We start from the raw sequence: 23,389 nt of genomic DNA on the forward strand, positions 1-23,389 counted from the left end.
TCGGCGCGGAAGGTCGTGGGTGGCGGGCGCACTCCGCCACCCACGGCTCCGCCGATCTGTTCGGAGAAGGTCCCATGGATCACCACGTCATACCGGCGAGCTCGGGTTCGGCCGGCGTCGACATCGCCCTTGTCCTGCTCCGGCTCGGACTTCTGCTGGCGACCGCTTTCCTCGCGGGCACAGGCATTCTGCGTCCGCTGGTGGGTGAACTGCCTCGCCGGCTGCACCTCACAATCGCCGCCCTCGGCGCGGTTTCCGCCGCGCTGGCCGCGGTTTCCGCTTTCGCGACCGACGTCAACGTCATCGCGTTGATCGTGCATCTCGTGCTCGCGCTGGCCATTCCCGTACTGATCCGCTGGCCGTCGGTGGGCCGCTGGGCCGCATTGGCGCTCGCCGCACTGGTCGTGCTCGAAACCTCGCTCGGGCGGACGGGTGTCGAATTCGCCATCGACACCGTCTACGTCGCGGCCGCGGCCTTGTGGTTCGGCGTCACCGTTCTCTCCGTCTGGGTGCCCGCGGAGCAGTGGCGCCAGACGAACTTCCGGCTCGGCCCGCTTTCCCTGACCCTGGGCGGACTTCTCGCCGTCGCGGGCGCGGTCCAGCTGTTCTCCTCCGGTCTGGGTTTCGACCGCAGGATCTACGGCACGCTCTTCGGGCTGACGTTGCTGGCAATCTCCTTGCTGCCGGTCTTCGCCACGGTGGTCGCGGGATTTTTCTTCTCGGGTAAGGAATCCACCCGCGCCTACCGGTTCGGCGCCGCCGCTGTGGCCATCGGTTTCGTCGCCTGGAGCGCCCTCGCGGCCATTCCCAAACCGCCCGAGCTCCCGGTTCCCGGTGTCGCGCTGCTCGCCGAGGCCGCCCTGGGTGAACAGCGACTCCCCGTGCTGGTGAGCCCGCAGCGGCCCGGCAAGAACCTCGTCCATTTTCCCGCGAGCGCGGGAGGAGACCTGTCCGCCGGAATCGAAGGCGGCCTGATCGGCAAGGCCATCGTGCGGCCTGGCGCCGAGGGCACCTGGGCCGAGGTCGACCTGCCGAAGGGGCGTAGCGACCTGGTCATCAGCCGCGGTGAGGAGAAGACGTCGATCGAGGTCGACGCCGGGGAGGAGCCAGGCCCCGCCATCGAGGACGCGGACGCGCCCGAGTGTGCTTCGGCGGCACTGGGTGGCCTGATCGCGGACCGTCGCGAAGTCCTCACCTCATGCCCGGCGGACGCGCTTTCGAGTGAGGACAGCGGTTCTCTCGTCAAGCTCGTCGAATTCCTCGCCGGGCGCAAACCTTCCGCGCTCACCCTCGTCGAGGACACCTCGCCGCGCAGTGCGGCCGCCGCGAAGCTGGTCCGCGAGACCGCCGCGCGTTCCGGTCTGCCGGTGCAGGCCGAGGCGGGCCCGAACACCGCGCTGGTCGTCGTGTCCGGCTGGGCGGGCGGCTACACGGCGATGACCCGCGCAGCCGAGTCCCAGCGGCTCAAGCCGACCCATCAATACGGCCTGTACCTGGCGCCGTGGCTGCTGAACGGGCCGATCGTCAACTCCGTCGCGAGCTCCTCGGTGCCGCTGAGGTTCGACCCGCGCGAACAGGTCGCCGTGAGTTTCGCCGTCGCCGCGGGCAACGTCTTCGGCGGCGAAAGCCCCACGCTCGGCGGGTTCCGGAGCTGGCTGGGCGATCAGTGGAGGTCGATCAACGGTGACGTCCAGATCTTCGCGGCGGCGCAGGTCAACGCCATGCCGATGTACCCGGGCGAACCGCACGCCGTCGGGATGATCGCCGACCGGAACTACGCGGGGCAGTGGATTCCCGACGGCACGATCGTGCCGGTCAGCTCGGTACTGCGGTGAATTTCGATTTCAACGAAAAGAATGGGAGAAGAAATGAAGCGAATCGCGGCCCGTGTGCTGCTGCCGCTCGCCGTCGCGGGCGCGTTGTCCGGACTCGCCGGAGGGGTCGCCTCGGCCGACCCGCTGCCGGGTCTGCCCACCGGCGGCGGCAATCCCGCCGTCTGGCTGATCCCCGGCTTCGACCTCGGCGGACTGCTCGGACCGACCGTCCCCGTGCCCACCGACGTCCTCGCCCCGATCTACGGGATCATCACGCCCATTTCGTAAAACCGTTACCAGCAAAGGAGAATCTCATGAAGAAGACCTTCGTCCGCGCGGTCACCGGTGCCGCGCTCGCCGGGCTCGTCGTGCTCGGCTCGGCCGCCCCGGCGCTCGCCGCGCAGGACGCGCCGAACGATGTCGTGGTCGTCGACGAACCCGACACGAGCGAGCTCCACAACATCTGGACGTTCGCGCCCCTCGGCGTCCCGGTGCTGGGGCTCGTCCAGTCGCTCAACGGCGTCCCCGGCCGTTTGCTGCCGTCCTGACTTCCGCGGCGGCGCGGCTCCCGGGCCGCGCCGCCGCTCTCGGCGAGGAGGGCCGATGGCCGACAGACAGCTGATCGGGCGGATCGCGATCGCGGGGATCGTGGTGGCCGCGCTCGCGACCTGCGTGGTGCTGCTCAACGGCGGTGAGGAGCCGCCGGCCGAGACCGTGGCCGTGGTCGGCGCGCCGGCCGAGGCCACGCCGTCGCGGGGGCCGGACCGCACGATCACCCGGACGCTCAGCCAGGCGCAGCCGGTGTCGAACGACTGGCGGATCGCGTACGAGCTCGCCGGGACGGGGACCGCGACCGTGGTCTACGACTCGAACGGGCTCGGGCTCGTGCACCAGGAGCTGCAGGTGACGCTGCCGTGGCGCAAGGAGCTCACGTGGAAGAACACCGGCACCCCGCCGACCGTCCAGCTGATGGGGCAGGGCGAGGGCGCCGTCGAATGTCGGGTGGCCGTTGGCGGCGCCGTCGTCACCTCGGAGAAGTCGGCCCCCGGTGAGGTCGCCACCTGCGCCGGCCGCCTCGCCCCCTCCTGACCACCGCGCCGACCTGCGTTTAGCCCCCTAATCGCGAGCTGGCGGCGGAGCGAAAACCGGTGGCCAAGATGGGCAGAATGTAGCCATGACCTGGAGCTTCGAAGTCACCCCCGTCGATCACCCGGACGCCGCCCAGCTGCTGCGCGAGTACCTGGACGAGATCGCGTCGCGCTACTACGAGCGCCAGGTCACCGAAGCGGAGCTCGACGCCCTGCTCCAGGAGCAGCACAGCCGGGACATGGTCCCGCCGACCGGCGCCTTCCTCCTCGCGTGGCGCGACGGGGTACTGGCCGGCTGCGCCGGGCTCCGGGTGATGACGCCCGAGATCTCCGAACTCAAACGCGTCTTCCTGCGGAAGTCCGAACGCGGCAAGGGTGGCGCGGCGCTGCTCGTGGCCGCCGCCGAAGACGTCGCCCGCGGCCTCGGGGCCACGACCATCCGCCTCGACACCCGCGACGACCTCGTCGAGGCGAGGGCCCTGTACGCGCGCCTCGGCTACGAGACGGTCGAGCCCTTCAACAACGACCCCTACGCGCACCACTACTTCGCGAAGTCCCTGGCCCCGGCCGTGCCGGATCGCGTTTAGCCCGCTAAACGCGACGCGGGCGCGGGCGGAAGGTGGCCTTGGCGAGCAGGGCACCGGCGAGGACGGGGGCGAGGCCGATCAGCAGCAGGAAGACGCCGGTGTCCTTGCCCTCGATCAGCGGATGCCACCACAGCGGCGTCACGGCGATGTCGACGACGTCACCCCGCTCCGGGAAGTTCCCGAAGGACATCCACCGCAGGTCCTTGACCTCGTGCGTCACGCCGTCGAGTTCGTAGGTGCCGTCCACCAGGTTGCCGTTGCCGCAGCTGGTGCAGCTCGACGTGCTCGCCTCCGCCCGCTGCGTCGCGTTCACGGTGAGCCGCGCCTCGGGGGCGAGCCCGGTCAGCGCGGCCAGCGAGTTCACCGCGAGCGCCAGCCCCGGCAGCACCAGCGCGAGCGCGACGACCGTGCGCGCAACCAGCGACAGCGTCGACAGCGGCTGACGTCCGGCCGCTTCCCGGTGCCGGTTGAGCGGGCCGCGGAGCCCGGCGAGCGGGCCTTGCCGTCCGTCGAGCCATCCGGCGTCGCTGGTGTCGGATCCCGCCGCCACCGAACGGAAGCCCGCGTCGTCCCAGTCCACTGTGGACGCCAGGACGGCCAGGCGGCGGGAGTCGGCGAACATCATCTCTTCGGTCAGCGTCCCGGCCTCGGAGGTCCACAGTGAACCGCCGTGGAAGGCGACCTCGCGGACCCGGAACCACGGATCGCCTTCGAACAGCGCGCGGACGCCGGGGGAGAGCAGCGCCTCGGCGAACTCCGGATCGGACGTCGTCACGGTGAACCGCCGGTCGAACTCCGTACCGGTCTCGAACCGCTGCAACAGGGCGTCCGGCTTCGGCGCCCCGATGGTGTTCCGCGTGATGCGCGCGTCCTCCAGCGGTGTGAACCGTTCCGGCTCGAAAGCACCCGTCACGGGGGTGATGACGACCGACGGCACGACCGGCGTCCGCAGCTGGATCAGGGCATACGTCCCATCAGTCAGGTCGGCTGTCCTGGACAGGTCCGGCAACTCCGCCGAGCCGCCGAGCCGGTACTCGACCCCGAGCAGACGATGCCCGTTGTGGTCGAACTCGACCGCGGTCACCACCGACTCGGGTGACGCGTGGGTGACGGCGATCCCCCGCGAGGGGAGTACGCCGAAGCTCGGCTCGGCGGACCCGTCGAGCCTGCCGGTCCACGTCTTCTGCCGATACCCCCGCCAGGCCGCCAGAGCCGCGATGAACAGCGGGAACGCGAACCACAGCCAGCCGGGCACCGCGCTGCCCGACCCCGCCGAGAGCCAGTACAGCGACGTCTCGGAGACGAGGATCCCGCAGAGCGCGTAGCAGACGGCGGCCGCGGTGGGCCGCCGTCCGTCGAAGCGCCCGCCGAGCAGCAACAGCGCCAGGGCGAGGGTGTACCCACCGGCGATGAGCCACGGCCCGGCCAGCTGATCGTCCATCGGGCGACCCTACTGGTCCATGTCGAGGTTCTCGCGGGTCTCCTCGTCGCTGTGGCGGCCGCCGGTACGGCCGTACTCCTGCCCGGCGGTGATGTTCTTGGTGTTGTCGATGACCTTGTTCGCGACGTCGAACGCCGCCTTGCCCTGATACGCCGAACCCTTCGACAGGTCGGCGGGATTGACCCCGACCACCTGCTTGATCGCCTGGTTCGGCACACCCTTGAGGACGTCCTTCGCGGCGTCGCCGAAGGTGCCCAGCTGGGATCCGGTGCCCTTCGCGAACGCGCCGACGATCGCCTTCTCCTGGCCGGGGGTCATCCCGACCTTGCCGGCCTTCGTCAGCTTCGAACCCTGTTTGATCAGGTCGTCGGTCCACTTGGCCATGAAGCCCATGAACTTGTCGAGCAGCTTGCCGAGCCGCCCGAGGTGCTTGGTGATCTTGCTCATCGCGCTCGCGGCCTTGGCGATCGTCGCGGTCATCGCGGCGGCGACCGACGAGCCGAGGCTCACGACGGAAGCGGCCAGCGCGGGCAGCCAGATGTAGATGGCCCAGGTGACCAGCTCGGAGATGATCGATTTGACGACCTCTTCGATGACGGTCATCACCATCGACCACATCTGCAGCGTCTCGGCCACCGTCCCGGCGCTGTTGCCGATGCCCTTGATGCCGACGGCGAAGTCGCCGAGCGCGTTCCTGGCGGCGTCGCCCGCGTCGCCGACCCAGTCCTTCAAGGACTCGTCGCCGGTCTTGACGAAGTCGTCGGCCAGCGTCACGAAACCCTTGGCGATGTTGCCGAAGTTACCGGCCGCGGTCTTGAGCGCCGGGCCGTCACCCGTGACGAAGTGCAGCGCGTCCTGCAGCGGCTGGATCAGCTCGATGAGGATGTTGAGGCCGTTGCTGACCAGCCAGCCGACCGGGTCGAGCACGAAGCTCGCCACGTCCGCCCCCGCGCCCGCGATGAATCCGGCGCCGTCCTGCACCAGCTGCCCGCCGGCGGCCACCACGTCACCGGGGCCCTGCGCGGTACTGAACTTCTCGTAGGCGTTGGCGACGGTGGTGACGCCCTTGCCCGCGATCGGCACCTTCTTGGCCGCGTCCAGCGCGTTCTTGCCGAAGCTGTCGTCACCCGTGATCTTGACGCCGGCGGCGATGCTCGCCTTCTCGTCGGTCATGCCGTCCCCCAGCTCACTTCGGTCCGTCGATCTTGGCTTCGTACTTCCCCAGTGTGATCGTCGCGTCGTTTTCGAAGCCGTTGTAGATCGACGCCGCCTGGGTCATCTTCCCGGAGAACGAGTCGACCCCGGTCTTCAGGAGTTCGAGCAGTTCACGCAGGTCGGCGAGTTTGCCGGTGTACGTCTGCTTCACCGCGAGCCCGATCAGGCCCCACGACTTGTCCGTGACGTCGGCCTGGTCGACGAGATCGCCGAACTTGCCCGCCTCGTCCTTGTAATAGCCGAGCTTGTTCGCGTAGTCGGTCAAGGCCTGCGTCTTGACCGCGTGCCCACCCGGTCCGGTCATCGGTGATCCTCCTCGTCGAACAGGTTCTTGAGGAACTGGTCACCGGCCGAGTTCCCGCCGGACGGCGCCGGCCCGGGAGTCGGTTCGTCCGACCGCCGGAGCACCGTCTCCTCGCTGAAGTCGTCTTCGTTCCGAGGGCGGCGCGCGGGGTTCCGTGATGGCTCCTCCGACATCTGAGACCGCAGATCGTCCGCCGTGGTTCCCAGTGCTTCCGCTTGGGCTTCGAGAACCTGTTCTTCGACGTTCAGGTGGAACGCCCCGCCGAACTGCGCGTCGACGATCCCCGCCTGCTTCCGCGCCGCGTCGGCCACCGCGGTGTGCAAAGTGGACAGAATGGTGGCGGAGAGCTGTTGTGGTTGCTGCCGAAGGGCTTCCGGGCTGAGACGAATGTCCTTCACGGACCCGCCGGGCCCCGCGACGACGGTGACCGAGCGGTCCGGCGACGTCGCCACCGACTCCAGTTCGGCCAGCTCGCCCTGCATCTCGCCGACCTTCGCGAACTGCGTCTCGGCCTGTTTGATCTTGGATTGGAACTTCTCGAACTCGGCGACCAGCTGTTCGAACTCGGCCGACATGGAGCCTCCCCGTGCGAAGTGCGTGTGTCCGCTATCACCGCGGCCATCGTGACCTATTCACTCGTTGGACGCGATGGTGTGCTTTCCGGATCCATCCGGCTCACCCGATAGGGGAATAGGTAGCGTGGTCCGCCGAGCAGGGCGGTAACAGTACGAACGAGGGGAGGCGTCGTGGACGCCGAGAAGCAGGAAAGCAGCGAAGAACCCAGGCGGGGGAGTCACGCGGCGCCGGAGGGGGCACCCGTGCATCCGTTGATCGACCTCTCGCGGGACCCGCATCCGGGCCGGGCGGATCACGCCAAGCCCGACGAGGACTGAGTCCCTGCCGGGAGGGGCGGCGCCGAGGCCGGCGAGGAACGGTCCCCTGCCGGGAGGGGCGACGCCAAGCCCGACGAGGAACGGGGCCTCTGCCGGGAGGGGCGACGCCAAGCCCGACGAGGAACGGGGCCTCTGCCGGGAGGGGCGACGCCAAGCCCGACGAGGGAATGCAAGCGGCCGAAACGCCGTTCCATCAGGGTCGCCGCGGCGTGACGCCCGGCACGATATAGTTACAGACCCCCCGATTTGGCCGGTCCGGAAGAGGCCGGGTATCTTTGGAGACCGTGCCCGGCAGGCGTCGGGCCGTCCCGTGTGCCGTGCGGCATGAACGGGGTGCTCAGGCATCCGGTTCCAAGGCTTCGCCCACGCGGGATCCGACGGAAAATCCCTACGGGAAGTTACCGGTCGCAAGACCGTGACGCGGGCCGACACGCCCGACCGCGGGGGCCGGAGACAACACGTAGTAGCAAGATCGCGAACAGAAAGCTGGTCCATTGCCCACGATCCAGCAGCTGGTCCGTAAGGGCCGCCAGGACAAGGCTGCCAAGCAGAAGACCGCGGCCCTCAAGGGGAGCCCGCAGCGGCGTGGCGTGTGCACTCGCGTGTACACCACAACCCCCAAGAAGCCGAACTCGGCGCTTCGCAAGGTCGCTCGTGTGAAGCTGACCAGCGGCATCGAGGTCACCGCCTACATTCCCGGTGAAGGCCACAACCTGCAGGAGCACTCGATGGTGCTCGTGCGCGGTGGTCGTGTGAAGGACCTGCCGGGTGTCCGTTACAAGATCATCCGCGGTTCGCTCGACACCCAGGGTGTCAAGAACCGTAAGCAGGCGCGCAGCCGGTATGGCGCGAAGAAGGAGAAGAGCTAATGCCCCGCAAGGGTCCGGCCCCGAAGCGGCCGCTGATCTCTGACCCCGTCTACGCATCCCCGCTGGTCACCCAGCTGGTGAACAAGGTGCTGAAGGACGGCAAGCGGTCCCTGGCCGAGCGCATCGTCTACGGCGCCCTCGAAGGCGCTCGCGAGAAGACCGGCACCGACCCGGTCGTCACGCTGAAGCGCGCCCTTGACAACGTGAAGCCCACCATCGAGGTGAAGAGCCGCCGCGTCGGTGGTGCCACCTACCAGGTGCCGATCGAGGTCAAGCCGGGACGTTCCACCACGCTCGCGCTTCGCTGGCTGGTCTCCTTCTCGCAGGCTCGTCGCGAGAAGACCATGATCGAGCGTCTGCAGAACGAGCTCCTCGACGCGAGCAACGGCCTCGGCGCCAGCGTGAAGCGGCGTGAGGACACGCACAAGATGGCCGAGTCCAACAAGGCCTTCGCGCACTACCGCTGGTGATATCCGCCCGGCTGCCGATCAAAGCCTTGCCGGGCCCCAATTTTGAGACAGGGGAACACTCTCGTGGCACGTGAAGTGCTGACCGACCTGAACAAGGTCCGCAACATCGGCATCATGGCCCACATCGACGCCGGTAAGACCACCACCACCGAGCGGATCCTGTTCTACACCGGGGTCAACTACAAGATCGGTGAAGTCCACGATGGCGCCGCCACCATGGACTGGATGGAGGAGGAGCAGAAGCGGGGTATCACCATCACCTCGGCTGCCACCACCACTTTCTGGGCCGATCACCAGATCAACATCATCGACACGCCGGGCCACGTCGACTTCACCGTCGAGGTGGAGCGCTCGCTCCGCGTGCTCGACGGTGCCGTCGCCGTCTTCGACGGCAAGGAAGGTGTCGAGCCGCAGTCCGAGCAGGTCTGGCGTCAGGCGGACAAGTACGAGGTTCCTCGTATCTGCTTCGTCAACAAGATGGACAAGCTCGGCGCGGACTTCTACTTCACCGTCCGCACCATCGAGGAGCGCCTCGGCGCCCGCCCGCTGGTCATCCAGCTGCCGATCGGCGCCGAGAACGAGTTCGAAGGCGTCGTCGACCTGGTCCGCATGAAGGCGCTGACCTGGCGCGGCGAGGTCCAGAAGGGCGAGGACTACGCCGTCGAGGAGATCCCGGCCGAGCTCGCCGACAAGGCGGCCGAGTACCGGGAGAAGCTGGTCGAGGCCATCGCCGAGACCGACGACTCCCTGATGGAGAAGTTCCTCGAGGGCGAGGAGCTGTCCGAGGCCGAGATCAAGGCCGGCATCCGGAAGCTCACCGTGAACCGCGAGGCGTACCCGGTGCTCACCGGTTCCGCGTTCAAGAACAAGGGCGTGCAGCCCATGCTCGACGCGGTCATCGACTACCTTCCGTCGCCGCTGGACGTCCCGGCCGTCGAGGGCACGCTGCCCGACGGCGAGACCGTCGTGTCGCGCAAGCCGTCGACCGAGGAGCCCTTCTCCGCTCTGGCGTTCAAGATCGCCGCGCACCCGTTCTTCGGCAAGCTGACCTACATCCGGGTGTACTCGGGCAAGGTCGCCTCCGGCGCGCAGCTGATCAACGCCACCAAGGAGCGCAAGGAGCGCATCGGGAAGCTCTTCCAGATGCACTCCAACAAGGAGAACCCGGTGGACGAGGCCCAGGCGGGCCACATCTACGCGGTCATCGGCCTGAAGGACACCACCACCGGTGACACCCTCGCCGACCCGCAGAGCCCGGTCGTCCTCGAGTCGATGACGTTCCCGGCGCCGGTCATCCGCGTCGCGATCGAGCCGAAGACCAAGGCCGACCAGGAGAAGCTGTCCCTGGCGATCCAGAAGCTGGCCGAAGAGGACCCGACGTTCCAGGTCAACCTGGACGAGGACACCGGCCAGACGATCATCGCCGGTATGGGCGAGCTGCACCTCGAGGTGCTGGTCAACCGCATGAAGTCCGACTACAAGGTCGAGGCGAACATCGGTAAGCCGCAGGTCGCCTACCGCGAGACGGTGCGCAAGACGGTCGAGAAGCTCGACTACGTGCACAAGAAGCAGACCGGTGGTTCCGGTCAGTTCGCGAAGGTCATCGTCAAGCTCGAGCCGCTCGAGTCCACCGACGGTGCCCTCTACGAGTTCGACAACAAGGTCACCGGTGGCCGCGTGCCGCGGGAGTACATCCCGTCGGTCGACGCGGGCGCACAGGACGCCATGCAGTACGGCGTGCTGGCCGGCTACCCGCTCGTCGGGTTGAAGTTCACCTTGTTGGACGGCGCGTACCACGAGGTCGACTCTTCCGAAATGGCCTTCAAGATCGCCGGCTCCATGGCGATGAAGGAAGCCGCGAAGAAGGCCGGTCCGGTCATCCTCGAGCCGCTGATGGCCGTCGAGGTCACCACGCCCGAGGACTACATGGGCGATGTGATCGGTGACCTCAACTCCCGCCGTGGCCAGATCCAGGCCATGGAGGAGCGCGCCGGTACCCGTGTCGTCAAGGCACTGGTCCCGCTGTCGGAGATGTTCGGTTACGTCGGTGACCTGCGTTCGCGTACGCAGGGACGTGCCAACTACTCCATGGTGTTCGACTCCTACGCCGAGGTTCCCGCGAACGTCGCGAAGGAAATCATCGCGAAGGCGACGGGGGAGTAGTTCCCGTCCGCTCGCGGGCATAAGGAACACTCCTGAACGTCCGCAGCATCCGTCAAGAAACGAATCCCCGTCCGACAGCCACGTTGGCCGGTGAGTAAGCAAAACAGTCCAGGAGGACATTCCAGTGGCGAAGGCGAAATTCGAGCGGACCAAGCCGCACGTCAACATCGGGACCATCGGTCACGTCGACCACGGTAAGACCACTCTGACCGCGGCGATCACCAAGGTTCTGCACGACAAGTACCCCGAGCTGAACACCGCTTCGGCGTTCGACCAGATCGACAACGCGCCGGAAGAGAAGCAGCGCGGTATCACGATCAACATCTCGCACGTCGAGTACCAGACCGAGAAGCGTCACTACGCCCACGTGGACGCCCCCGGTCACGCGGACTACATCAAGAACATGATCACCGGTGCGGCGCAGATGGACGGCGCGATCCTCGTGGTCGCGGCGACCGACGGCCCGATGCCGCAGACCCGTGAGCACGTGCTGCTCGCGAAGCAGGTCGGCGTGCCCTACATCGTGGTCGCGCTGAACAAGGCCGACATGGTCGACGACGAGGAGATCCTGGAGCTCGTCGAGCTCGAGGTCCGCGAGCTGCTGTCCTCCCAGGACTTCCCGGGTGACGACGCTCCGGTCATCAAGGTCTCCGGCCTGAAGGCCCTCGAGGGCGACGCCAAGTGGGGCGAGAGCGTTCTCGAGCTGATGGAAGCCGTCGACGAGAACGTGCCGGACCCGGTCCGCGAGCTCGACAAGCCGTTCCTCATGCCGATCGAGGACGTCTTCACCATCACCGGCCGTGGCACGGTCGTGACCGGTCGCATCGAGCGCGGCCGCGTCAACGTGAACGAAGAGGTCGAGATCGTCGGCATCAAGGAGAAGTCGACCAAGACCACCGTCACCGGTGTCGAGATGTTCCGCAAGCTGCTGGACACCGGCGAGGCGGGCGACAACGTCGGTCTGCTGGTCCGCGGTATCAAGCGCGAAGACGTCGAGCGCGGCCAGGTCGTCGTGAAGCCGGGCACCACCACCCCGCACACGGAGTTCGAGGGCTCGGTCTACATCCTGTCGAAGGACGAGGGTGGCCGTCACACCCCGTTCTTCAACAACTACCGCCCGCAGTTCTACTTCCGTACCACGGACGTGACCGGCGTCGTCACCCTCAAGGAGGGTGTCGAGATGGTCATGCCGGGCGACAACACGGACATCAGCGTCGTGCTGATCCAGCCGGTCGCCATGGACGAGGGTCTGCGTTTCGCCATCCGCGAGGGTGGTCGGACCGTCGGCGCCGGCCAGGTCACCAAGATCATCAAGTGATTTAGGCGCCCCGCCCGGGGGCAATACACCCCCGGGTTAGGGGCGTCAAATCACGTGTGCGACACTATTCAGGTTGCTCGTCCTGGGGCGGCCGAACTCGTACTTCTCACGAAGACAGGTTCCGGCCGCCCTGGTATGAGCGGCCACGGTCCGCGGAGCACTTCCTTCGGGTGAGGCTAGCGGGCAAGGGCGTTTGAGACGGCGATCAAGCATTTCCGCCGGCTCGATGCCTCCTCACGTTGAGGAAGACCAGGCAAGACGAAGATCCCGCGGGATCCGTCTGTGCGTCGGGCACGACACGCCCGACCGCGTGGACCGGGGACAGGGCCGTTGAACTGGGAAAACCTCAGTCAGACTGAGGTTTGAAAAGACAAAAGCGGCACGAGACGACAAGGAACGAGCAGCCACCATGGCGGGACAGAAGATCCGCATCCGGCTCAAGGCCTACGACCACGAGGCGATCGACACCTCGGCGCGCAAGATCGTCGAGACGGTCACGCGCACCGGCGCCCGTGTTGTCGGGCCGGTGCCGCTGCCCACCGAGAAGAACGTTTACTGCGTCATCCGCTCGCCGCACAAGTACAAGGATTCGCGCGAGCACTTCGAGATGCGCACGCACAAGCGTCTGATCGACATCCTCGACCCGACGCCGAAGACGGTCGACGCGCTCATGCGCATCGACCTGCCGGCGAGCGTCGACGTCAACATCCAGTAGCAGCGGCTGGCGAGCGGCGGAGAGTAAGAGACTCATGTCTGACAGGCAAGTGAAGGGCATCCTGGGCACCAAGCTCGGCATGACCCAGGTCTTCGACGAGAACAACCGGGTCGTCCCGGTGACCGTCGTCCAGGCCGGGCCGAACGTGGTCACCCAGGTTCGGACCCAGGAGAACGACGGCTACAAGGCCGTGCAGCTGGCTTTCGGCGCGGTCGACCCGCGTCGCGTGAACAAGCCGCGCACCGGCCACTTCGACAAGGCGAGCGTGACCCCGCGCCGTTACCTTGCCGAGCTGCGTACCACCGACGCCGAGACCTACGAGGTCGGCCAGGAGATCACCGCCGAGGTGTTCGAGGCCGGTATCGAGGTCGACGTGACCGGTACCAGCAAGGGCAAGGGCTACGCCGGTGTCATGAAGCGTCACGGCTTCAAGGGCCAGGGCGCGAGCCACGGTGCCCAGGCCGTGCACCGCAAGCCCGGCTCGATCGGTGGCTGCGCCACCCCGGGCCGCGTCTTCAAGGGCCTGCGCATGGCGGGCCGGATGGGCAACGACCGGGTCACCACGCAGAACCTGACCGTGCACGCGGTGCGTGCCGAGGACGGCCTGCTGCTGATCAAGGGCGCCGTGCCCGGTCCCAAGGGCGGCCTGCTGTTCGTTCGCAGCGCCGCGAAGGGTGGTAACTGAACATGACCAGCGTCGAGCTGAAGACCCCGGCCGGTAAAGCCGACGGCACGGTCGAGCTCCCCTCGGAGATCTTCGACGTGCAGGCCAACGTGCCCCTCATGCACCAGGTCGTGGTGGGCCAGCTGGCCGCCGCGCGCCAGGGCACGCATGACACCAAGACCCGCGGTGAAGTCCGCGGTGGTGGCAAGAAGCCGTACCGCCAGAAGGGCACCGGCCGCGCCCGCCAGGGTTCGACCCGTGCGCCGCAGTTCACCGGTGGTGGCGTCGTCCACGGCCCCACGCCGCGTGACTACACCCAGCGCACCCCGAAGAAGATGAAGGCCGCCGCCCTGCGTGGCGCCCTCTCCGACCGGGCCCGCGCCGGACAGCTGCACGTCGTCACCGAACTGGTGACCGGCGAGAAGCCGTCCACCAAGTCCGCCAAGGCCGCCATCGCCGCGGTGACCCAGGCCAAGCGCGTTCTCGTGGTGCTGCACCGCGACGACGAGCTGAGCTGGAACTCGCTGCGGAACCTGGCCGAGGTCCACATCATCACGCCCGACCAGCTCAACACCTACGACGTGTTGGTCAACGACGACGTGGTGTTCACCAAGGCCGCTTACGACGTGTTCGTCGCCGGCCCCGTCCGGGGCAAGGGCGCGAAGGCTTCGGCCCGGTCGAGCGAGGTTGAAGGGAGTGACGAGCAGTGAGTGCGATCGCCATCCCCGATCCCCGCGACATCTTGCTCGCGCCGGTGATCTCCGAGAAGTCCTACGGGCTGCTCGAAGAGCACAAGTACACGTTCATCGTCCGCCCGGACGCCAACAAGACCCAGATCAAGATCGCGGTCGAGAAGGTGTTCGGCGTCAAGGTGGTCAGCGTCAACACGGCCAACCGCCAGGGCAAGCGTAAGCGGACTCGCGCCGGCTTCGGCAAGCGCAAGGACACCAAGCGCGCCATCGTGACTCTTTCGGCTGAGAGCAAGCCGATCGAGATCTTCGGCGGACCCACCGCGTAAAGGACTGAGCTGACACATGGGCATCCGCAAGTACAAGCCGACGACCCCGGGTCGTCGCGGTTCCAGCGTCTCCGACTTCGCCGAGATCACTCGGTCCACCCCGGAGAAGTCGCTGCTGCGTCCGCTGAGCAAGTCCGGCGGCCGTAACTCCAGCGGCAAGATCACCACCCGGCACAAGGGTGGTGGCCACAAGCGTGCGTACCGGCTGATCGACTTCCGCCGGAACGACAAGGACGGCGTTCCCGCCAAGGTCGCGCACATCGAGTACGACCCCAACCGGTCCGCTCGTATCGCGCTCCTGCACTACGCCGACGGCGAGAAGCGCTACATCATCGCCCCGGAGAAGCTCAAGCAGGGTGACACGGTGGAGAACGGCCCCCGGGCCGACATCAAGCCGGGTAACAACCTGCCGCTGCGCAACATCCCGGTCGGCACCGTGATCCACGCGATCGAGCTCCGCCCCGGTGGCGGCGCGAAGATGGCGCGGTCCGCCGGTGCCAAGGTGCAGCTGGTGGCGAAGGACGGGCCGTACGCCCAGCTTCGTCTCCCGTCGGGCGAGATCCGCAACGTCGACGTGCGCAACCGCGCCACCATCGGCGAGGTCGGCAACTCCGAGCACTCCAACATCAACTGGGGCAAGGCGGGCCGTAACCGCTGGCGCGGCAAGCGCCCCACCGTCCGTGGTGTCGTCATGAACCCGGTCGACCACCCGCACGGTGGTGGTGAGGGTAAGACCTCCGGTGGTCGCCACCCGGTGAACCCGAACGGTAAGCCCGAAGGCCGCACCCGCCGCCGCAAGGCTTCCGACGCCATGATCGTCCGCCGCCGGCGTACCGGCAAGAAGCGCTGAGCAGGGAGGTAGAAGAACATGCCACGTAGCCTCAAAAAGGGCCCCTTCGTGGACGACCACCTGCTCAAGAAGGTGGACGCTCTCAACGAGTCGGGCAAGAAGACCGTGATCAAGACGTGGTCCCGTCGGTCCACGATCATCCCGGATTTCCTGGGTCACACGATCGCGGTGCACGACGGCCGCAAGCACGTCCCGGTGTTCGTCACCGAGGCGATGGTGGGTCACAAGTTGGGCGAGTTCGCCCCGACTAGGACCTTCAAGGGCCACATCAAGGACGACCGCAAGTCGCGCCGCCGCTGAGCGGGCACGAGAGAACAAGGAAGCTAGCGATGAACGCCCAGAACGACGTGGCCGAGGCTCTGCCGACGGCTTACGCGCGGGCTCGCTTCGTCCGGGACTCGCCTACCAAGGTGCGCCGGGTGATCGAGCTGATCAAGGGACGTAGCGCCGCCGACGCCTTGGCCGTGCTCCAGTTCGCCCCGCAGGCGGCAAGCGAGCCGGTCGCGAAGGTGCTCGCCAGCGCCATGGCCAACGCCGAGAACAACCTCGATCTCGACCCGGACACCCTCTGGGTCAAGAACGCCTACGCCGACGAGGGCCCGACCCTCAAGCGCATCCGTCCGCGGGCCCAGGGCCGCGCGTACCGGATCCGCAAGCGGACCAGCCACATCACCGTCGAGGTGGAGTCGCGTCCGAAGGCCGAGGCCAAGAAGGCACAGGGCAAGAAGAAGGCAGGTGGCCGGTAGTGGGCCAGAAGATCAACCCGCACGGCTTCCGCCTGGGTATCACCACGGACTGGAAGTCGCGTTGGTACGCCGACAAGCAGTACGCGGAGTACGTGGCCGAGGACGTCAAGATCCGGAAGCTGCTGTCCACGGGCATGGAGCGCGCCGGGATCTCCAAGGTCGAGATCGAGCGCACCCGTGACCGGGTCCGCGTCGACATCCACACCGCCCGGCCGGGCATCGTCATCGGCCGTCGCGGCGCGGAGGCCGACCGCATCCGCGGCGCGCTGGAGAAGCTGACCGCCAAGCAGGTCCAGCTGAACATCCTCGAGGTCAAGAACCCCGAGGCCGACGCCCAGCTCGTCGCTCAGGGTGTCGCGGAGCAGCTGAGCAACCGTGTGGCGTTCCGCCGCGCGATGCGCAAGGCGATCCAGACCTCCATGCGTTCGCCGCAGGTCAAGGGCATCCGCGTGCAGTGCGGCGGTCGTCTCGGCGGTGCCGAGATGTCCCGCTCCGAGCACTACCGCGATGGTCGCGTCCCGCTGCACACGCTGCGCGCAGACATCGACTACGGCTTCTTCGAGGCCAAGACGACGTTCGGTCGCATCGGCGTGAAGGTGTGGATCTACAAGGGCGAGCTCGTGGGTGGCCTCAAGGCCAAGGAGGCGCGTGACGCCGCCGCGGCCGCCGAGCGCGCCCCGCGCCGTGACCGTGGTGACCGTCCGTCCCGCCCGCGCCGTTCCGGCGCGTCGGGCACGACGCCGACCTCGACCGAAGCCGGTCGGGCCGCTGCCGCCGCCAAGAGCGACGACACCGCCCCCAAGGGTGGCGCTGCCACCGAAGCCCCGGCTGCTGAGACTGCAGAAAAGACGGAGGGCTGACACGTGCTCATCCCGCGCAGGGTCAAGCACCGGAAGCAGCACTCCCCGAAGCGCCACGGTGCCGCCAAGGGCGGTACGAAGGTGAACTTCGGCGAGTACGGCATCCAGGCGCTTGAGCACAGCTACGTGACCAACCGGCAGATCGAGTCCGCTCGTATCGCCATGACGCGTCACATCAAGCGTGGCGGCAAGGTGTGGACGACCATCTACCCGGACCGCCCGCTGACCAAGAAGCCGGCGGAAACCCGCATGGGTTCCGGTAAGGGTTCGCCCGAGTGGTGGATCGCCAACGTGAAGCCGGGCCGCGTGATGTTCGAGATCTCGTTCCCGAACGAGGAGACCGCCCGCGAGGCGCTCCGTCGCGCGATCCACAAGCTGCCCATGAAGTGCCGCATCGTGACCCGTGAAGGTGGTGAGTTCTGATGGCGAAGGCAGGTGCCGCCCAGGCATCGGAGCTGCGTGAGCTCACCGCGGAAGAGCTCGTTCTGCGTCTGAAGGAATACAAGGAGGAGCTCTTCAACCTCCGCTTCCAGATGGCGACCGGACAGCTCGACAACAACCGCCGTCTGCGCACCGTCCGTACGGACATCGCGCGGATCTACACGGTCATGCGCGAGCGTGAACTCGGCCTGTCCGTTTCCCCTGACGCCGAGAGTGAAGGTGCCGCATGAGCGAGCAGCCCAACGCTGAGGCGGCCCCCCGCAACGACCGCAAGGTCCGTGAGGGTTACGTCGTCTCGGACAAGATGAACAAGACGATCGTGGTCGAGCTCGAAGACCGCAAGAAGCACCGTCGTTACGCCAAGGTTCTCCGCAGCACCAGCAAGGTCAAGGTGCACGACGAGAACAACGAGGCGGGCGTCGGCGACCGGGTCACCCTGATGGAGACCCGCCCGCTGTCGGCGACCAAGCGCTGGCGTCTGGTGCAGATCGTGGAGAAGGCCAAGTAAGTAGGGCTCTTTTTGAGTCCCTTAGTTCCGCAAGGCTCGCGCTTCATCGCGAGAACCAGCGCGACATACAGGAGTAGACGTGATCCAGCAGGAGTCGCGGCTTCGGGTTGCCGACAACACGGGCGCGAAGGAGATCCTTTGCATCCGCGTTCTCGGTGGCTCGGGGCGGCGCTACGCGGGCATCGGCGACATCATCGTCGCCACCGTGAAGGACGCCATGCCGGCCGCCGGCGTGAAGAAGGGTGACGTCGTCAAGGCCGTCATCGTTCGCACGCGCAAGGAGCGCCGTCGTCCGGACGGTTCTTACATCCGCTTCGACGAGAACGCTGCTGTGCTCATCAAGAACGACAATGAGCCCCGCGGCACCCGCATCTTCGGGCCGGTCGGCCGCGAGCTGCGCGACCGAAAGTTCATGAAGATCATTTCGCTCGCGCCGGAGGTGTTGTAGAGCATGAAGGTGAAGAAGGGCGACACGGTCGTCGTCATCGCCGGCAAGGACAAGGGTGCCAAGGGCAAGGTCATCCAGGCCTACCCCGAGCGCGAGCGCGTGCTGGTCGAGGGCGTGAACCGGATCAAGAAGCACACGCGGATCTCCCAGACCCAGCGCGGCGCGCAGTCCGGCGGCATCGTCACGCAGGAAGCGCCCATCCACGTCTCGAACGTGATGGTCGTCGACTCCGACGGCAAGCCGACCCGGGTGGGCTACCGCATCGGCGAGGACGGCAAGAAGGTCCGGGTCTCGCGCCGGAACGGTAAGGACATCTGATCATGACCACCGCAGAGAACATCGCCCCGCGCCTCAAGGTGCGGTACCGCGAGGAGATCAAGGGACAGCTCCAGCAGGAGTTCTCCTTCGAGAACGTCCACCAGATCCCGGGCGTCGTCAAGGTCGTCGTGAACATGGGTGTCGGTGACGCCGCCCGTGACAGCAAGCTGATCGAAGGCGCCATCCGCGACCTGGCCGCGATCACCGGGCAGAAGCCCGAGGTTCGCAAGGCTCGCAAGTCCATCGCGCAGTTCAAGCTGCGTGAGGGCCAGCCGATCGGCGCGCGCGTCACGCTGCGCGGCGACCGGATGTGGGAGTTCCTCGACCGGCTGCTGACCATCGCGCTGCCGCGTATCCGTGACTTCCGCGGGCTTTCGCCGAAGCAGTTCGACGGCAACGGCAACTACACGTTCGGTCTCAACGAGCAGTCCATGTTCCACGAGATCGACCCGGACGCCATCGACCGCCCGCGCGGTATGGACGTCACTGTCGTCACCACCGCCAACACCGACGACGAGGGCCGCGCGCTGCTTCGCAAGCTCGGCTTCCCGTTCAAGGAGAACTGAGTCGATGGCCAAGAAAGCACTGGTCCACAAGGCCGCGAAGACGCCGAAGTTCAAGGTTCGCGGTTACACGCGTTGCCAGCGGTGCGGTCGCCCGCACTCGGTGTTCCGCAAGTTCGGGCTCTGCCGGATCTGCCTTCGCGAGATGGCACACGCGGGCGAGCTGCCCGGCGTCCGCAAGTCCAGCTGGTAAGAGTCTTTTTTAACTCCCACTTCGCCACAGGCCCTGCAGTGAGTGCAGGGAACCAGGGCGAGAAAGGTTGACAGGTCACCATGACGATGACCGACCCCATCGCAGACTTCTTGACCCGTCTGCGTAACGCGAACTCGGCGTACCACGACGAGGTCGTGCTTCCCCACTCGAAGATCAAGGCGAACATCGCCGAGATCCTCAAGCGCGAGGGTTACATCTCGGGCTACCGCGACGAGCCGGGCGAGAAGCACAAGAACCTCGTCGTGGAGCTGAAGTACGGCCCCAACCGTGAGCGCAGCATCGCCGGCCTCCGCCGCGTGTCCAAGCCCGGTCTGCGGGTCTACGCAAAATCGACCGAACTGCCGTCGGTTCTCGGTGGCCTCGGCGTCGCGATCATCTCGACGTCGTCCGGCCTCCAGACCGACCGTCAGGCCAAGCGAAACAGCGTGGGCGGCGAAGTCCTCGCCTACGTCTGGTAAGGAAGGGGGCAAAGACATGTCACGCATTGGAAAGCTGCCGGTCGCCGTCCCCTCCGGGGTCGAGGTGACCATCGATGGTCAGCACATTCAGGTCAAGGGGCCCAAGGGCACCCTTGAGCACACCATCGCCGAGCCGATCACCGTGGAGCGCGCCGAGGACGGCACGCTGCAGGTGAAGCGTCCCGACGAGGAGCGCACCAGCCGTGCCCTGCACGGTCTCACCCGGACGCTGGTCAACAACCTCGTCGTCGGTGTGACCGAGGGCTACGAGAAGAAGCTCGAGATCCACGGTGTCGGTTACCGCGTGCAGGCCAAGGGCTCGGACCTCGAGTTCGCCCTCGGCTACAGCCACCCGGTGAAGATCGAGGCCCCGGAAGGCATCACCTTCAAGGTCGAGACCCCCACCCGGTTCTCGGTCTCGGGCATCGACAAGCAGAAGGTCGGCCAGATCGCCGCGGTCATCCGCAAGCTGCGCCGCCCGGACCCGTACAAGGGCAAGGGCCTGCGCTACGAGGGTGAGAAGATCCGCCGCAAGGTCGGAAAGACGGGTAAGTGATCATGAGCGACACGACTACGAAGCGCAAGCCGGTCGGCAAGGACATCTCGACCCGCCGCCGCGTCGCGAAGGCCCGTCGGCACTTCCGCCTTCGCAAGAAGATCAACGGCACGGACCAGCGTCCGCGCCTGGTCGTCAAGCGTTCGTCGCGGCACATCGCCGTGCAGCTGATCGACGACCTCGCCGGCAAGACCCTGGCGTCGGCGTCCACCCTCGAGGCGGACGTCCGCGCGCTGGAAGGCGACAAGAAGGCCAAGGCCGCCAAGGTCGGGGAACTCGTCGCCGCCCGCGCCAAGAACGCCGGTGTCTCGACCGTGGTGTTCGACCGTGGTGGCAACGCCTACCACGGCCGCATCGCGGCGCTCGCCGACGCCGCGCGTGAGGCGGGGTTGGAGTTCTGATGCAGCAGATGCTCGTGAATGGAAGGAAAGCCTGATGCCGGGACGTACACGGCAATTCGGCGGTGGCCAGGGCGGACCCGGCGGACAGGGCGGCAACGACCGCAATGACCGTCGCGACCGCCGTGACCGGCGCGACAGCGGCCGTGGCGGGGCCGGCCAGGAAAAGACCCCGCACCTCGAGAAGGTCGTGACGATCAACCGCGTCGCCAAGGTCGTCAAGGGTGGTCGTCGCTTCAGCTTCACCGCCCTGGTGGTCGTCGGTGACGGCGACGGTCAGGTCGGCGTCGGCTACGGCAAGGCCAAGGAAGTTCCCGCGGCCATCGCCAAGGGCGTCGAGGAAGCGAAGAAGAACTTCTTCCGCGTTCCCCGCGTCGCCGGCACCATCCCCCACCCCATCCAGGGTGAGGAAGCCGCCGGTGTCGTGCTGCTCCGTCCGGCCTCGGCCGGTACCGGTGTCATCGCCGGTGGCCCGGTGCGCGCGGTGCTGGAGTGCGCGGGTGTCCACGACGTGCTGTCGAAGTCGCTCGGCTCCGACAACGCGATCAACATCGTGCACGCGACCGTGGCGGCCCTGAAGGGTCTGCAGCGTCCCGAAGAGGTCGCGGCCCGCCGCGGTCTCCCGCTCGAGGACGTCGCTCCGGCTCGCATGCTGCGTCAGCGCGCGGGTCAGGGGGTCTGATCATGACTCAGCTCAAGGTGACCCAGGTCAAGAGCAAGATCGGCACGAAGCACGCTCACCGCGAGTCGCTGCGCACCCTCGGGCTGCGCAAGATCCGCCAGAGCGTCGTGCGTGATGACACTCCCGAGGTGCGCGGCCTTATCCACACCGTCCGCCACCTGGTGGAGGTCGAGGAGGTCAAGGCATGACTGCCATCAAGATCCACCACCTTCGTCCGGCTCCGGGCGCGAAGCGCGACAAGATCCGCGTCGGCCGTGGTGAGGGCTCGAAGGGCAAGACCGCCGGTCGCGGTACCAAGGGCACCAAGGCCCGGAAGAACGTGCCCGCCGGTTTCGAGGGTGGGCAGATGCCCATCCACATGCGGCTCCCGAAGCTTCGCGGCTTCAAGAACCGCTTCCGTACCGAGTACCAGCCGGTGAACGTGGGCGACATCGCCCGCGTCTTCCCGGAGGGTGGCAAGGTCGGCGCCGAGGAGCTCGTCGCGAACGGTCTCGTCCGCAAGGGCAAGCTCGTGAAGGTGCTCGGCAACGGCGACGTGAACGGCGTCAAGCTGGACGTCACCGCCGACGCTTTCTCCGGCTCCGCCAAGGAGAAGCTCTCCGCTGCCGGTGGCTCCGCCACCACGCTCTGAGCCTTCTTCGCTCGCTTCACCGAAAGGCCCGCCCGGCTCCGCCCGGCGGGCCTTTCGCTTGCGCTCCCGCGCCCACCTGCGTTTAGCGGGCTAATCGCGATCCGGTCCCTCAGGCGTGCGCTCGCGCGCCCACCTGCGTTTAGCGGGCTAATCGCGATCCCGGTGCGGGCAGGCCGTCCGGCCCCCGACCTGCGTTTAGCCCCCTAATCGCGATCTGATGCTGGAGCCGCGGGGCGTGGCGGAAGGGGCCCTGTGCTGGAAGGATCGCGAGGTGGCCACACCTCCCGGGCAGGATCCGCAGCCCCCTCAGCAGCCGAACGCCCCGCCGGTGATCGTGTCGATTTCCGGGCCCACTGACCCTGTGGGCGAGCCGGTACGGCCGGGCCGGCCTGAGCCCCGCAGACTCGTCGCGGCGGGATTGGCCGCTCTGGCCATGCTGCTCGCCGTCCTGGGCTGCCTCTTCCCGTTCTTCAGCATCGAGCATCGGTTTTCTTTCGATCGCAGCGACGCCGTCGTGGTCGTGTTCGTTCAAAGCGCGTGGGATACGAAGGTCCTTCAGCCGAACGATCCCCCTTTCAGCGCACCGTCCACACCTGTCGGTATTCCGGTCCTGATCGCCGCGGCGATCCTTCTGGCGGCCGTGATCGTCAGTGCCCGTGCCTCCCGCCTGCGGCGCCCGGGCCCTTTGGACCGATGGCTGACCACCATCGCGGCGGTGTTCCTCACCGGAGTCGTCGCGACCGCCGCCACTTTGAGTTTCGGGCGCACGATGGGCGAGTCCATCGAGACGTCGACGACACTGGGCGCGGGTATGTGGGCTCTCTTCGCCGCGGTAGTCGCCGCGGCGGGCGCTGCCGTCATGAGTCACCGTGTCCAGGACGACGAGGTCCCGGTGAGCGGCGACCCGAGTCTCGCGGACATGCCCACACCGAAGCACGGCATCTCCGTCGCGGTCCTCCCGCCGGACCCTCAGCCGGAGAAACCGGACTACTCCGCTTTCGCGCCTCCGCCGGATCCTGGCGCGAAAGAGCGCGATTAGCCCGCTAAACGCGCTCGCGGCCGCCGATACGGTGGGGGAGGAGGTGGCCGATGACTTGGGCGGTGGTCTTTTTCGGAGCAGCGGTCCTCGTGGCTTTTACGCCAGGGGCGAACAATCT

The 23,389-nt window shown here is 67.3% G+C and carries 36 protein-coding genes; 32 read left to right on the forward strand and 4 right to left on the reverse strand.

Translation table 11 applies throughout. The annotated features are described in order from the left end of the window. The first annotated feature begins 74 nt into the window (after positions 1-74). The 5 genes from ACZ1DY_RS03875 to ACZ1DY_RS03895 all read left to right on the forward strand — a co-directional run bounded on the left by ACZ1DY_RS03875 (position 75) and on the right by ACZ1DY_RS03895 (position 3,489). The gene (locus ACZ1DY_RS03875; RefSeq protein WP_465483629.1) at positions 75-1,835 is read left to right on the forward strand and encodes a hypothetical protein; all 1,761 of its coding nucleotides are present in this window, start codon (positions 75-77) and stop codon (positions 1,833-1,835) included. A gap of 33 nt (positions 1,836-1,868) precedes the next feature. Next, positions 1,869-2,102, forward strand: a complete 234-nt coding sequence (locus tag ACZ1DY_RS03880; RefSeq protein ID WP_465483630.1) for a hypothetical protein — start codon at positions 1,869-1,871, stop codon at positions 2,100-2,102. Between the two features lie 26 nt (positions 2,103-2,128). Next, positions 2,129-2,362 (forward strand): hypothetical protein, encoded by a 234-nt coding sequence (locus ACZ1DY_RS03885; RefSeq protein ID WP_465483631.1) that lies wholly within the window; start codon positions 2,129-2,131, stop codon positions 2,360-2,362. 55 nt (positions 2,363-2,417) lie between these two features. Then, positions 2,418-2,903 carry a hypothetical protein gene (locus tag ACZ1DY_RS03890; protein WP_126733340.1) on the forward strand — a complete coding sequence of 162 codons (486 nt, stop codon included), beginning with the start codon at positions 2,418-2,420 and terminating at the stop codon, positions 2,901-2,903. A gap of 85 nt (positions 2,904-2,988) precedes the next feature. Next, entirely contained in the window at positions 2,989-3,489 is a 501-nt protein-coding gene (locus ACZ1DY_RS03895) for a GNAT family N-acetyltransferase (RefSeq protein WP_465483632.1), read from the forward strand. A 4-nt stretch (positions 3,490-3,493) separates the two neighbouring features. On the opposite strand, the gene ACZ1DY_RS03900 is transcribed toward ACZ1DY_RS03895, so the two are convergent. From ACZ1DY_RS03900 to ACZ1DY_RS03915, 4 genes are read right to left on the reverse strand one after another with little or no spacing between them, the layout of a single operon-like run. Next, positions 3,494-4,930 carry a hypothetical protein gene (locus tag ACZ1DY_RS03900; protein ID WP_465483633.1) on the reverse strand — a complete coding sequence of 479 codons (1,437 nt, stop codon included), beginning with the start codon at positions 4,928-4,930 and terminating at the stop codon, positions 3,494-3,496. Between the two features lie 9 nt (positions 4,931-4,939). Beyond that, the gene (locus ACZ1DY_RS03905; protein ID WP_257489264.1) at positions 4,940-6,103 is read right to left on the reverse strand and encodes a hypothetical protein; all 1,164 of its coding nucleotides are present in this window, start codon (positions 6,101-6,103) and stop codon (positions 4,940-4,942) included. A 13-nt stretch (positions 6,104-6,116) separates the two neighbouring features. After that, on the reverse strand, positions 6,117-6,449 hold the full coding sequence (locus tag ACZ1DY_RS03910) for a hypothetical protein (RefSeq protein ID WP_126733344.1): 333 nt from the start codon (positions 6,447-6,449) through the stop codon (positions 6,117-6,119). Next, positions 6,446-7,024: a YbaB/EbfC family nucleoid-associated protein gene (locus ACZ1DY_RS03915; RefSeq protein ID WP_465483634.1), complete on the reverse strand. Its 579-nt coding sequence runs from the start codon at positions 7,022-7,024 to the stop codon at positions 6,446-6,448. Before ACZ1DY_RS03915 ends, ACZ1DY_RS03910 begins: the two co-directional genes overlap by 4 nt. A 171-nt stretch (positions 7,025-7,195) precedes the next feature. Here ACZ1DY_RS03915 and ACZ1DY_RS03920 point away from each other — a divergent pair, with 171 nt between their 5' ends. From ACZ1DY_RS03920 to ACZ1DY_RS04050, 27 genes are all read left to right on the forward strand, one after another. Next, complete coding sequence (locus ACZ1DY_RS03920) at positions 7,196-7,342, forward strand: hypothetical protein (protein ID WP_126733346.1); 147 nt, start codon at positions 7,196-7,198, stop codon at positions 7,340-7,342. A gap of 494 nt (positions 7,343-7,836) precedes the next feature. Then, positions 7,837-8,211 carry a 30S ribosomal protein S12 gene (gene rpsL / locus ACZ1DY_RS03925; protein WP_003102113.1) on the forward strand — a complete coding sequence of 125 codons (375 nt, stop codon included), beginning with the start codon at positions 7,837-7,839 and terminating at the stop codon, positions 8,209-8,211. Continuing rightward, on the forward strand, positions 8,211-8,681 hold the full coding sequence (rpsG, locus tag ACZ1DY_RS03930; protein ID WP_007031033.1) for a 30S ribosomal protein S7: 471 nt from the start codon (positions 8,211-8,213) through the stop codon (positions 8,679-8,681). Before rpsL ends, rpsG begins: the two co-directional genes overlap by 1 nt. Before the next feature lie 63 nt (positions 8,682-8,744). Continuing rightward, on the forward strand, positions 8,745-10,844 hold the full coding sequence (gene fusA / locus ACZ1DY_RS03935) for an elongation factor G (protein WP_126733347.1): 2,100 nt from the start codon (positions 8,745-8,747) through the stop codon (positions 10,842-10,844). Positions 10,845-10,968: 124 nt separating this feature from the next. Beyond that, positions 10,969-12,162 carry an elongation factor Tu gene (tuf, locus tag ACZ1DY_RS03940; protein WP_016331088.1) on the forward strand — a complete coding sequence of 398 codons (1,194 nt, stop codon included), beginning with the start codon at positions 10,969-10,971 and terminating at the stop codon, positions 12,160-12,162. 409 nt (positions 12,163-12,571) lie between these two features. After that, a complete protein-coding gene (gene rpsJ, locus ACZ1DY_RS03945; protein ID WP_003102098.1) occupies positions 12,572-12,877 on the forward strand; it encodes a 30S ribosomal protein S10 in 306 nt (101 codons plus the stop codon). Between the two features lie 34 nt (positions 12,878-12,911). Then, positions 12,912-13,562, forward strand: a complete 651-nt coding sequence (gene rplC / locus ACZ1DY_RS03950; protein ID WP_007031036.1) for a 50S ribosomal protein L3 — start codon at positions 12,912-12,914, stop codon at positions 13,560-13,562. 2 nt (positions 13,563-13,564) lie between these two features. Further along, positions 13,565-14,251, forward strand: a complete 687-nt coding sequence (rplD, locus tag ACZ1DY_RS03955) for a 50S ribosomal protein L4 (protein ID WP_034304244.1) — start codon at positions 13,565-13,567, stop codon at positions 14,249-14,251. Then, on the forward strand, positions 14,248-14,559 hold the full coding sequence (gene rplW, locus ACZ1DY_RS03960; protein WP_126733348.1) for a 50S ribosomal protein L23: 312 nt from the start codon (positions 14,248-14,250) through the stop codon (positions 14,557-14,559). The genes rplD and rplW overlap by 4 nt, the downstream gene beginning before the upstream one ends. A gap of 16 nt (positions 14,560-14,575) precedes the next feature. After that, complete coding sequence (gene rplB / locus ACZ1DY_RS03965) at positions 14,576-15,409, forward strand: 50S ribosomal protein L2 (RefSeq protein ID WP_005166779.1); 834 nt, start codon at positions 14,576-14,578, stop codon at positions 15,407-15,409. Between the two features lie 18 nt (positions 15,410-15,427). Further along, complete coding sequence (rpsS, locus tag ACZ1DY_RS03970) at positions 15,428-15,709, forward strand: 30S ribosomal protein S19 (RefSeq protein WP_003102083.1); 282 nt, start codon at positions 15,428-15,430, stop codon at positions 15,707-15,709. Positions 15,710-15,738: 29 nt separating this feature from the next. Next, positions 15,739-16,155, forward strand: coding sequence for a 50S ribosomal protein L22 (rplV, locus tag ACZ1DY_RS03975; protein ID WP_007031038.1), 417 nt, complete (start codon positions 15,739-15,741; stop codon positions 16,153-16,155). After that, on the forward strand, positions 16,155-17,015 hold the full coding sequence (rpsC, locus tag ACZ1DY_RS03980; RefSeq protein WP_126733349.1) for a 30S ribosomal protein S3: 861 nt from the start codon (positions 16,155-16,157) through the stop codon (positions 17,013-17,015). Before rplV ends, rpsC begins: the two co-directional genes overlap by 1 nt. A 3-nt stretch (positions 17,016-17,018) precedes the next feature. Beyond that, positions 17,019-17,438, forward strand: a complete 420-nt coding sequence (gene rplP / locus ACZ1DY_RS03985; RefSeq protein WP_005166782.1) for a 50S ribosomal protein L16 — start codon at positions 17,019-17,021, stop codon at positions 17,436-17,438. Next, positions 17,438-17,686, forward strand: a complete 249-nt coding sequence (rpmC, locus tag ACZ1DY_RS03990) for a 50S ribosomal protein L29 (RefSeq protein ID WP_007031040.1) — start codon at positions 17,438-17,440, stop codon at positions 17,684-17,686. The genes rplP and rpmC overlap by 1 nt, the downstream gene beginning before the upstream one ends. Further along, complete coding sequence (gene rpsQ, locus ACZ1DY_RS03995; RefSeq protein WP_007031041.1) at positions 17,683-17,964, forward strand: 30S ribosomal protein S17; 282 nt, start codon at positions 17,683-17,685, stop codon at positions 17,962-17,964. Before rpmC ends, rpsQ begins: the two co-directional genes overlap by 4 nt. A gap of 79 nt (positions 17,965-18,043) precedes the next feature. Then, the gene (gene rplN, locus ACZ1DY_RS04000; protein ID WP_005166785.1) at positions 18,044-18,412 is read left to right on the forward strand and encodes a 50S ribosomal protein L14; all 369 of its coding nucleotides are present in this window, start codon (positions 18,044-18,046) and stop codon (positions 18,410-18,412) included. A gap of 3 nt (positions 18,413-18,415) precedes the next feature. Beyond that, complete coding sequence (gene rplX / locus ACZ1DY_RS04005) at positions 18,416-18,730, forward strand: 50S ribosomal protein L24 (RefSeq protein ID WP_005166786.1); 315 nt, start codon at positions 18,416-18,418, stop codon at positions 18,728-18,730. A 2-nt stretch (positions 18,731-18,732) separates the two neighbouring features. Then, complete coding sequence (gene rplE, locus ACZ1DY_RS04010) at positions 18,733-19,296, forward strand: 50S ribosomal protein L5 (RefSeq protein WP_093938476.1); 564 nt, start codon at positions 18,733-18,735, stop codon at positions 19,294-19,296. A gap of 4 nt (positions 19,297-19,300) precedes the next feature. Next, positions 19,301-19,486 (forward strand): type Z 30S ribosomal protein S14, encoded by a 186-nt coding sequence (locus tag ACZ1DY_RS04015; protein ID WP_005166789.1) that lies wholly within the window; start codon positions 19,301-19,303, stop codon positions 19,484-19,486. Between the two features lie 80 nt (positions 19,487-19,566). After that, entirely contained in the window at positions 19,567-19,965 is a 399-nt protein-coding gene (gene rpsH / locus ACZ1DY_RS04020; protein WP_007031043.1) for a 30S ribosomal protein S8, read from the forward strand. 16 nt (positions 19,966-19,981) lie between these two features. Beyond that, positions 19,982-20,521, forward strand: a complete 540-nt coding sequence (gene rplF, locus ACZ1DY_RS04025; protein WP_037314677.1) for a 50S ribosomal protein L6 — start codon at positions 19,982-19,984, stop codon at positions 20,519-20,521. Between the two features lie 2 nt (positions 20,522-20,523). Next, positions 20,524-20,922: a 50S ribosomal protein L18 gene (rplR, locus tag ACZ1DY_RS04030; RefSeq protein WP_007031045.1), complete on the forward strand. Its 399-nt coding sequence runs from the start codon at positions 20,524-20,526 to the stop codon at positions 20,920-20,922. Between the two features lie 34 nt (positions 20,923-20,956). After that, entirely contained in the window at positions 20,957-21,601 is a 645-nt protein-coding gene (gene rpsE, locus ACZ1DY_RS04035; RefSeq protein ID WP_007031046.1) for a 30S ribosomal protein S5, read from the forward strand. Positions 21,602-21,603: 2 nt separating this feature from the next. Then, a complete protein-coding gene (rpmD, locus tag ACZ1DY_RS04040; protein ID WP_007031047.1) occupies positions 21,604-21,789 on the forward strand; it encodes a 50S ribosomal protein L30 in 186 nt (61 codons plus the stop codon). After that, positions 21,786-22,232 carry a 50S ribosomal protein L15 gene (gene rplO, locus ACZ1DY_RS04045; protein ID WP_034304258.1) on the forward strand — a complete coding sequence of 149 codons (447 nt, stop codon included), beginning with the start codon at positions 21,786-21,788 and terminating at the stop codon, positions 22,230-22,232. The genes rpmD and rplO overlap by 4 nt, the downstream gene beginning before the upstream one ends. Before the next feature lie 271 nt (positions 22,233-22,503). Further along, positions 22,504-23,271 carry a hypothetical protein gene (locus tag ACZ1DY_RS04050; RefSeq protein ID WP_465483635.1) on the forward strand — a complete coding sequence of 256 codons (768 nt, stop codon included), beginning with the start codon at positions 22,504-22,506 and terminating at the stop codon, positions 23,269-23,271. Positions 23,272-23,389: the final 118 nt, after the last annotated feature.

The sequence above is a fragment of the Amycolatopsis sp. PSD-21 genome (assembly GCF_055561455.1).

Excerpts from the sequence above, each read along its gene's own strand:
- ACZ1DY_RS03895 (WP_465483632.1), top strand. The coding sequence starts at position 2,989 with ATGACCTGGAGCTTCGAAGTCACCCCCGTCGATCACCCGGACGCCGCC.
- ACZ1DY_RS03900 (WP_465483633.1), bottom strand. The coding sequence starts at position 4,930 with ATGGACGATCAGCTGGCCGGGCCGTGGCTCATCGCCGGTGGGTACACC.
- ACZ1DY_RS03910 (WP_126733344.1), bottom strand. The coding sequence starts at position 6,449 with ATGACCGGACCGGGTGGGCACGCGGTCAAGACGCAGGCCTTGACCGAC.
- ACZ1DY_RS03915 (WP_465483634.1), bottom strand. The coding sequence starts at position 7,024 with ATGTCGGCCGAGTTCGAACAGCTGGTCGCCGAGTTCGAGAAGTTCCAA.
- rplV (WP_007031038.1), top strand. The coding sequence starts at position 15,739 with ATGAACGCCCAGAACGACGTGGCCGAGGCTCTGCCGACGGCTTACGCG.
- rplO (WP_034304258.1), top strand. The coding sequence starts at position 21,786 with ATGACTGCCATCAAGATCCACCACCTTCGTCCGGCTCCGGGCGCGAAG.
- ACZ1DY_RS04015 (WP_005166789.1), top strand. The coding sequence starts at position 19,301 with ATGGCCAAGAAAGCACTGGTCCACAAGGCCGCGAAGACGCCGAAGTTC.
- rplX (WP_005166786.1), top strand. The coding sequence starts at position 18,416 with ATGAAGGTGAAGAAGGGCGACACGGTCGTCGTCATCGCCGGCAAGGAC.
- rplR (WP_007031045.1), top strand. The coding sequence starts at position 20,524 with ATGAGCGACACGACTACGAAGCGCAAGCCGGTCGGCAAGGACATCTCG.
- rplC (WP_007031036.1), top strand. The coding sequence starts at position 12,912 with ATGTCTGACAGGCAAGTGAAGGGCATCCTGGGCACCAAGCTCGGCATG.
- rplB (WP_005166779.1), top strand. The coding sequence starts at position 14,576 with ATGGGCATCCGCAAGTACAAGCCGACGACCCCGGGTCGTCGCGGTTCC.
- rpmC (WP_007031040.1), top strand. The coding sequence starts at position 17,438 with ATGGCGAAGGCAGGTGCCGCCCAGGCATCGGAGCTGCGTGAGCTCACC.
- ACZ1DY_RS03875 (WP_465483629.1), top strand. The coding sequence starts at position 75 with ATGGATCACCACGTCATACCGGCGAGCTCGGGTTCGGCCGGCGTCGAC.
- rpsQ (WP_007031041.1), top strand. The coding sequence starts at position 17,683 with ATGAGCGAGCAGCCCAACGCTGAGGCGGCCCCCCGCAACGACCGCAAG.
- rpmD (WP_007031047.1), top strand. The coding sequence starts at position 21,604 with ATGACTCAGCTCAAGGTGACCCAGGTCAAGAGCAAGATCGGCACGAAG.
- rplD (WP_034304244.1), top strand. The coding sequence starts at position 13,565 with ATGACCAGCGTCGAGCTGAAGACCCCGGCCGGTAAAGCCGACGGCACG.
- rpsS (WP_003102083.1), top strand. The coding sequence starts at position 15,428 with ATGCCACGTAGCCTCAAAAAGGGCCCCTTCGTGGACGACCACCTGCTC.
- ACZ1DY_RS03880 (WP_465483630.1), top strand. The coding sequence starts at position 1,869 with ATGAAGCGAATCGCGGCCCGTGTGCTGCTGCCGCTCGCCGTCGCGGGC.
- rpsJ (WP_003102098.1), top strand. The coding sequence starts at position 12,572 with ATGGCGGGACAGAAGATCCGCATCCGGCTCAAGGCCTACGACCACGAG.
- rplF (WP_037314677.1), top strand. The coding sequence starts at position 19,982 with ATGTCACGCATTGGAAAGCTGCCGGTCGCCGTCCCCTCCGGGGTCGAG.
- rpsE (WP_007031046.1), top strand. The coding sequence starts at position 20,957 with ATGCCGGGACGTACACGGCAATTCGGCGGTGGCCAGGGCGGACCCGGC.
- ACZ1DY_RS03905 (WP_257489264.1), bottom strand. The coding sequence starts at position 6,103 with ATGACCGACGAGAAGGCGAGCATCGCCGCCGGCGTCAAGATCACGGGT.
- rpsG (WP_007031033.1), top strand. The coding sequence starts at position 8,211 with ATGCCCCGCAAGGGTCCGGCCCCGAAGCGGCCGCTGATCTCTGACCCC.
- ACZ1DY_RS03890 (WP_126733340.1), top strand. The coding sequence starts at position 2,418 with ATGGCCGACAGACAGCTGATCGGGCGGATCGCGATCGCGGGGATCGTG.
- rpsH (WP_007031043.1), top strand. The coding sequence starts at position 19,567 with ATGACGATGACCGACCCCATCGCAGACTTCTTGACCCGTCTGCGTAAC.
- ACZ1DY_RS03885 (WP_465483631.1), top strand. The coding sequence starts at position 2,129 with ATGAAGAAGACCTTCGTCCGCGCGGTCACCGGTGCCGCGCTCGCCGGG.
- rplE (WP_093938476.1), top strand. The coding sequence starts at position 18,733 with ATGACCACCGCAGAGAACATCGCCCCGCGCCTCAAGGTGCGGTACCGC.